Source organism: Emticicia sp. MM (assembly GCF_001649495.1).
Window position 1 is genome coordinate 1 of sequence record NZ_LXHX01000004.1, and the last position, 6,481, is coordinate 6,481.

Genomic DNA, 6,481 nt, shown 5'->3' on the forward strand with positions numbered 1-6,481 from the left:
AGATTGGATTTCCAGAAGTGGTTTTTGGGGTTTGGGCGGTGAGGGATTGGGTGAAAGAAAACGTGAGCAAAAAAGCAAGCGTAAATTTTACTATTGAATTCATTAGTTTTGGTAGATTGGTTAAATTTAAAATGGAAGGTTAAATTTAGGTATGATTCAACTCTTGTTTAACATGGATTGACGTTTTTTTGAAAACAATTTGGAAATATTATTTTTATTGACAATTTTTGTCCAAAATATAAAATCCAAAAATTATGGATGCTATAAAAAAGACGTTTGGCGAAATAATACGGCAGCACCGTGAGCAGCAAAATTTACCTTTGCGGAAGGTAGCGGCTTACCTTGATATTGATACCAGTACGCTCGCCAAATTTGAGAAAAACCTCCGCCATCCCAACCGTGAGCATATCACGAAATTGGCCGAGCTGTTTACTTTAGATGAACAAGAACTCTTGGTGCTGTATCTCTCCGACCGAGTGGCCTACGACCTCGTTGGCGAAACCAACTCTGAGCAAGTGCTAAGAGTTGCCGAAGAGAAAATTAAATACATACGCTCTAAAAATACCGTACAGGGGGAAATAAAATTTTAAATTATATGAAGAGAAATAACTGGACGAGAGAAGAGCTTTTGGTTGCCTTTAATTTATATTGTAAAATACCATTTTCACGCATTAACTATAAACAACCTGAGATTATTAATTTAGCTTCTAAAATTGGGAGAACTCCATCTGCTGTTGCATGGAAATTAGTTAATTTCGCCAGTTTTGACCCAAGTTTGCAAAAGCGTGGTGTTAAAGGTGCAAGTAATTCAAGTAAATTGGATAAAGAAATATTTTATCAATTTTATGAAAATTGGGACGAGATGCTTTTCGAAAGTGAACTTTTATTAACTCAATATGAAGAAACTACAATAGAAAAAAAATATGATTCTATTTTAATTGATTTATCAGACAAGAAAGGTGAAGTTAAGATTCGAGAAGTAAAAATACGTGTAAATCAGAATTTATTCAGACAACTTATTCTCTCAATTTATCAGAAAAAATGTGCGATTTCGGGTATTGATATTTCAGAAATGTTAATAGCAGGTCATATTTTACCTTGGGCTGAATATGAAAATGAAAGACTCAATCCCGAAAATGGTATTTGCCTCTCCTCAATATATGACAAAGCTTTTGAAAAAGGTTTTATTGGAATTGATGAAAACTATAAAATTTTGATTTCTTCGGAACTCAAAGGAAATATAAAAAAGGAATACTATCAACCATTTTTTGGACGATTTGAGGGCAAAACTATAAACTTACCCGATCGATTTCTTCCAAGTAAAGAATTTTTACGTAAACATTTAGAGTCAAAAAATTTTAAATAAACCTTTAGGGATTTTCATTTGGTGTAAAAAAATCAAGACCTTTTGAGTATAGTTTTGCTAATTCTAAAAGTAATAAAAACTCAACTCTTCGCTGCCCATTCTCAATTTTCGATATTTCACTTTGAGATATAATTTCAGTCTTAGCTACTTCTTGTTGAGACAGGCCTGCATTTTCACGTGCTTCTATCAATCTTGCTGATAAAAATTTTCTTTGCTCTGTATAAATAGTTTTTTTCATAAATAATTATTCCATTTTGCAATAATTATTTATAAGTTTGCATTATGCCAAAATGGAATAATCTTCGAATCTTAAATTTTAACTTATTATGAACCACAAAAATGTAATTGTAACCAAAAATCTGGCTATTTATGAGCCTTTAACAGGTAAAATAATTGAGAAAAAAATAATTGAGAAAAAAATAATTGAAAGTTTTACTTTTAATATCTATCGTGACACTAAAGACTATGAAGCATTATTGACTTATGCGATGTTTCAAAATATCAATCTCATAAATGAGATTTCAGAAGGTGGTATATCTTTGGGAAAGTCTTATTTAGTTGAGTTATTCAAATTTGATATAGATGCTAATGCGAACAAAATAAAAATACAATTAACGAATGAATTTGGAAAAACAAAGTTTTATTCGTTAGCGGCTTTTAGATTGTTGGATATAGAAACAGGGCGAACTAAGTTTTGGAAAAACTGAAAGGCTTTTTGGAATTTAATAAAATTGTGGTAATTTAGAATATTATAATCATTTCATCATTCTATATGAAAACCTTATCGGTTGAAGTACCCAATGGCATTTATGCAGTGTATATGAATGCCCCAGAAGAGCAGAAGCGTGCGGCTGAACTCGAAGTCAGTAATCTGCTGAAAATATTATTTAGTAAAAAGTTGAAACAAGCATACTTTGAAAGTGCCGATGTACTCCGAAGCGAAGCCCAAGAAAATGGCTTGACTGACGATATTGTGAATAATATTTTAGCCGAAATAGATAGTGAGCGAACAGCGGAAGTTTATCATTGATACAAATACCTTACTGAGTGCAGTCTTATCGGGTACTACAACTGCCTTAGCCCACCAAAAAGCTCTGCAAATAGGTGTACTACTTGCTTCTGATGAAACTTTTGCCGAGTTATCTGACGTGCTTTTTCGGAGTAAGTTTGATAAATACTTGTCTGATGAAAAGCGTTGGCAATGGTTATCTAATTTTCGAAAAATGGCTCTGTGGGTTGATGTAAAAAATCATGTAAATGATTGTCGAGACCCCAAAGACAATAAGTTCCTTTCGCTTGCATTAGCCGCTAATGCCACGCTTATCATAAGTGGCGACCAAGATTTATTGACCTTACATCCTTATAAAAATATACCGATTATTACCGCAAGGCAATTTATAGATGATTATCCTTTTTGAAGAATATCATTACGAAATCTCACAACTTGAGCCGATTCTGAGCGAACGCTATTATTTGCCTTTGGCTGATGGTTTTCGTTGCAAAATCAACTACGTGGGTTATTATTTTGATGCCAGCCGCCAAGCCCAACCAGTGATGATTTTACCCAAAGTTTTTCTTGATGATTCGGGAAAAGTATTTGGTAATTTCGACCCTACCGATTTTTTAGATTTAGCCACCAACGAAAAAACACGCAATGCTCTGAAAGCAGAAAATAAACTTGGTTTTCTGTACGAGATGAATACTTGGCTGTTTTTATCAATCAAAAAGTTTAAAGAACGCAATACTCAGAGCAGCATCAGCAAAACCTCTGACCTTGCTCAAGTGGTTTCAAATATTGGTCAGCAGTCTATTTCCGAACTCGAAATCATGCGTAGTTTGATACGCTTCAACCAAGAGCATCAACAACTTTTTACGTTCATCAAGAAAACCAATAGTTCGCAAAACCACAAAACCGATTGGGCTAAAACCATCAGCCGCAAAACTGCCTATTTTAAGAATGGTTCGCCTCACTATCTCGATACGCTCAATAAACAAAAAACGGTTCATTATGATGAAGAATTGATTGTACTTTTTATGAGTGTGCTTCAATCATTCAACCAAAAATATTTTCTGAAAATACCAATCAATTCGCTCTATAAAACACTTTCGGTTGCAGAGTTTAAGAATTTCATCAATAATGGAACTCGCATACTCAAACGCATTAAATACAAGTATTTTAATGATAAATTGCTGAAATTGTGGCATTTGTTATACGTTTTTTGTGAGCGAAACGAAAAAATTAAAGCTCAAAAATCGTTTAAAGAAGTCTTGTTAGTTAGGGATTTTAATATCGTGTTTGAAGACATGATTGATAGTCTTTTGGCCGAAGAAAACCTACCCAAAGGCTTGAAAGAACAAGACGATGGCAAGATTTTAGACCACATATATGAGTATCAAGATTTACTGACTAATCAAGATACTATTTATCATATTGCAGACAGTAAATATTACGGAGCAAATGCCAAATTGAGCAAATATGACCGTGAAAAGCAATATACGTATGCCCAAAACGTGATTCAGTATAATATCAATTGGCTCAATTCGGGTGAAAACACTAAGCAAATTCGATACCGTGATGCACTCACCGAAGGCTATAACATCACACCTAATTTCTTCATTAGTGCCTTTGTGAATGATAACCTTGATTTTCGGAGTGATGGTTTAGATTTTAAAGAAAACTTCAAGCGTAATAAACATTTTATCAACAGACTTTTCGATAGAGATACCTTGATACTTCAAGCCTACAATATCAACTTTTTGTTTGTGGTAGCGGCTTATATTCAGAGTAGTGCAACACAAAAAGACCTCTTTAAGAAAAACACAAGAACGGTTTTTAGAAATAAACTGATTGCTTATTTGAATAAGAATTTTGAGTTAAAAAAAATCATTTCGGGTGATATTGAGCAATTTGTAGAACAGAATTTTAGAAAACTGCAAGGTAAAATCTATCGACCATCGGGTTGGGAAAATGAATTATTACTTGCTGTTGAAAAAGGAACTGATGCGTTTGGCGATTTGCAAAATTGCAAAATTGAATCTTACGATTTAAATATATAATAAAGCATTTTCTAATCTTTTTCCCTAATTTTGAACTCTTTATTTCAGAAAATACCTAACACTAACCAAGATTTTATGTTTAGAATTAATTTATTTCTTGTAATTATAACCGCAATAATGATGGCAGCATGTCAGAAAGATGGCATTTCGGGCACAGAAGATGAGCAAATCGAAAGCTATATTAAAAGTAAAAACTTAACAATCACTGAGAAAACCGCTTCAGGTTTACGTTTTATATTAACTACTCCAAATACTGCTGGTGCAAAATTAGCAACAGGACAAACGGTTTCGGTAAGATACGCGGGTCGTTTGCTTTCTGATAAGCAATTTGATGCAGGTACGTTTAGTTTCAGATTGGGTGTAGGGCAGGTAGTACCGGGCTTCGATGAGGGCATCGCCAAACTAAAAGTTGGTGAGAAAGGCACAATTATTTTCCCATCTTCTTTGGGGTATGGTTCGGCAGGTGCAGGGTCATCCATTCCAGGAAACTCACCTTTGATTTTTGATATTGAAATCCTTTCGGCCAGATAACCCCCAGCCGCAGCGGCGGACGGCCCCTAAAAGAGAGTAAAATTTAAGCACAAAAATAGGTCTGTACAATTCTGTGCAGACCTATTTTTGTTTAAAACTGATAGTTATCTATTACTTTTTATAAGCAATTCGGTAAATAGTTCCGCCTAAATCGTCGCTCACGTATAAGGCTCCATCGGGGCCTTGGGCCAATCCGCAAGGGCGATGCTGAATTGGGCCAGTAGGTTTCACGAGGTCAGTTCCAGCAAAACCATCAGCAAAAATTTCCCATTTACCCGAAGGTTTATTGCCCACAAATGGCACAAAAGCCACCAAATATCCTTTCTTTAATTCAGGAGATTGTCCGTGAAAAGCAATAAATGCTCCATTTCGGTATTTCGCAGGAAACATCGTGCCAGTATAAAAAAGTAAATCATTTGGCCCTAAGTGAGCAGGAAAAGCCACCGTTGGATTGATTGCTTTTTCGCCACCTGTTTTTTTGCCATCGCCACCGTACTCAGGAGCAACAATTTTCTTTTTCTGAAATTGGTCATAATAGATATATGGCCAGCCTGCATCATCTCCTTGGTGAAGTTCGTAAAGTGTTTCGGCTGGAAGCTCGGCACTTTGTTGTGGCGTATAATATTGCGGATAAAAATCATGGAATTGTCCACGACCATGTACGGTTGCAAAAAGCGTGTTTGTTTTGGAATTCCAAGCAGTTCCAACCGCATTTTTTAGTCCAGTTGCATAGCGAATGCCATCGGCATAAGTCTGATTCAATTTTTGAGCATTGAATTTCCAAATTCCACCCGCCGAATCTAAAATCGAACATGGCATAATACCTTTGCCCGAACCTTTTTCACGGCAAGGGTCATTATACGAACCCACCGTAACATAAATATTATTAGCATTATCAAGCACAAAGGGTTTGGCATTATCTCGGCCTTTATCTACCAATCCATCAACTATTTTTTCTGGATTTTCGGTGTCTATCACCTCTTCTTTTTCATTGAGCTTGTAGCGAAGCACGCCAGTATTCGAAGAGGCGTAAAGAAATCCATTTTTGATGGTGATACCGGTTCCTGGGTAATTTGAAAAATATTTTGTTTCATCAATGACACCATCTTTATTAGTATCTCTTAATAAACAAATGCCTTTTCCATCTTTAAGTTTAGATAATTTAGCGTAAACATCGCCATTTTTTGAAACAGTAATGTGTCGAGTTGCTCCTAAATCAGAGCCTAGAACTGTAGCTGAAAAACCCGCAGGAAGTTTGATGCCTTCGGCGGGTACAGCCTTACTCGGTGGGTCGATATGATTACGAAAAGCAAAAAATGTGGTTGAGGTTGAAAAAATGGCCAAAGCATAGGCCGAACGAATCAATGTTTTTTTCATGAATATTGAATTAGAAATAGATGGTTGGGTTTTTTGAATATTGCTTAGATTGTAAAAATAATATTTTTTAAAGTTTTTTTTATATAAATAACTTTTTTTTTATTCTTTCTACTTATATTTACTAAAATTTTTTAAAAACTATTTTTTCCT

Annotated in this window: 9 protein-coding genes; 7 read left to right on the forward strand and 2 right to left on the reverse strand. The window is 35.0% G+C overall.

Going from position 1 to position 6,481, the window contains the following annotated elements:
- Positions 1–254: 254 nt before the first annotated feature.
- Entirely contained in the window at positions 255–590 is a 336-nt protein-coding gene (locus tag A6M55_RS00410) for a helix-turn-helix domain-containing protein (protein ID WP_064196102.1), read from the forward strand.
- A gap of 5 nt (positions 591–595) precedes the next feature.
- Positions 596–1,366: an HNH endonuclease gene (locus A6M55_RS00415; RefSeq protein WP_015029084.1), complete on the forward strand. Its 771-nt coding sequence runs from the start codon at positions 596–598 to the stop codon at positions 1,364–1,366.
- Positions 1,367–1,370: 4 nt separating this feature from the next.
- On the opposite strand, the gene A6M55_RS00420 is transcribed toward A6M55_RS00415, so the two are convergent.
- Positions 1,371–1,604 carry a helix-turn-helix transcriptional regulator gene (locus A6M55_RS00420; RefSeq protein WP_015029085.1) on the reverse strand — a complete coding sequence of 78 codons (234 nt, stop codon included), beginning with the start codon at positions 1,602–1,604 and terminating at the stop codon, positions 1,371–1,373.
- 88 nt (positions 1,605–1,692) lie between these two features.
- Here A6M55_RS00420 and A6M55_RS00425 point away from each other — a divergent pair, with 88 nt between their 5' ends.
- From A6M55_RS00425 to A6M55_RS00445, 5 genes are all read left to right on the forward strand, one after another.
- Positions 1,693–2,073: a hypothetical protein gene (locus tag A6M55_RS00425; protein ID WP_064196103.1), complete on the forward strand. Its 381-nt coding sequence runs from the start codon at positions 1,693–1,695 to the stop codon at positions 2,071–2,073.
- Positions 2,074–2,138: 65 nt separating this feature from the next.
- Positions 2,139–2,396, forward strand: coding sequence for a hypothetical protein (locus tag A6M55_RS00430; RefSeq protein WP_015029087.1), 258 nt, complete (start codon positions 2,139–2,141; stop codon positions 2,394–2,396).
- The gene (locus tag A6M55_RS00435; protein WP_015029088.1) at positions 2,368–2,784 is read left to right on the forward strand and encodes a putative toxin-antitoxin system toxin component, PIN family; all 417 of its coding nucleotides are present in this window, start codon (positions 2,368–2,370) and stop codon (positions 2,782–2,784) included. The genes A6M55_RS00430 and A6M55_RS00435 overlap by 29 nt, the downstream gene beginning before the upstream one ends.
- Positions 2,768–4,423 carry an LlaJI family restriction endonuclease gene (locus A6M55_RS00440; protein ID WP_064196104.1) on the forward strand — a complete coding sequence of 552 codons (1,656 nt, stop codon included), beginning with the start codon at positions 2,768–2,770 and terminating at the stop codon, positions 4,421–4,423. The genes A6M55_RS00435 and A6M55_RS00440 overlap by 17 nt, the downstream gene beginning before the upstream one ends.
- 75 nt (positions 4,424–4,498) lie before the next feature.
- On the forward strand, positions 4,499–4,954 hold the full coding sequence (locus tag A6M55_RS00445; protein WP_082892879.1) for an FKBP-type peptidyl-prolyl cis-trans isomerase: 456 nt from the start codon (positions 4,499–4,501) through the stop codon (positions 4,952–4,954).
- A 111-nt stretch (positions 4,955–5,065) separates the two neighbouring features.
- On the opposite strand, the gene A6M55_RS00450 is transcribed toward A6M55_RS00445, so the two are convergent.
- The gene (locus A6M55_RS00450) at positions 5,066–6,331 is read right to left on the reverse strand and encodes a sorbosone dehydrogenase family protein (protein ID WP_015029091.1); all 1,266 of its coding nucleotides are present in this window, start codon (positions 6,329–6,331) and stop codon (positions 5,066–5,068) included.
- Positions 6,332–6,481: the final 150 nt, after the last annotated feature.

What these genes read in the sequence shown, in the direction of transcription:
- A6M55_RS00410 (WP_064196102.1), top strand. Translation starts at nt 255, where the DNA reads ATGGATGCTATAAAAAAGACGTTTGGCGAAATAATACGGCAGCACCGT.
- A6M55_RS00415 (WP_015029084.1), top strand. Translation starts at nt 596, where the DNA reads ATGAAGAGAAATAACTGGACGAGAGAAGAGCTTTTGGTTGCCTTTAAT.
- A6M55_RS00420 (WP_015029085.1), bottom strand. Translation starts at nt 1,604, where the DNA reads ATGAAAAAAACTATTTATACAGAGCAAAGAAAATTTTTATCAGCAAGA.
- A6M55_RS00425 (WP_064196103.1), top strand. Translation starts at nt 1,693, where the DNA reads ATGAACCACAAAAATGTAATTGTAACCAAAAATCTGGCTATTTATGAG.
- A6M55_RS00430 (WP_015029087.1), top strand. Translation starts at nt 2,139, where the DNA reads ATGAAAACCTTATCGGTTGAAGTACCCAATGGCATTTATGCAGTGTAT.
- A6M55_RS00440 (WP_064196104.1), top strand. Translation starts at nt 2,768, where the DNA reads ATGATTATCCTTTTTGAAGAATATCATTACGAAATCTCACAACTTGAG.
- A6M55_RS00445 (WP_082892879.1), top strand. Translation starts at nt 4,499, where the DNA reads ATGTTTAGAATTAATTTATTTCTTGTAATTATAACCGCAATAATGATG.
- A6M55_RS00450 (WP_015029091.1), bottom strand. Translation starts at nt 6,331, where the DNA reads ATGAAAAAAACATTGATTCGTTCGGCCTATGCTTTGGCCATTTTTTCA.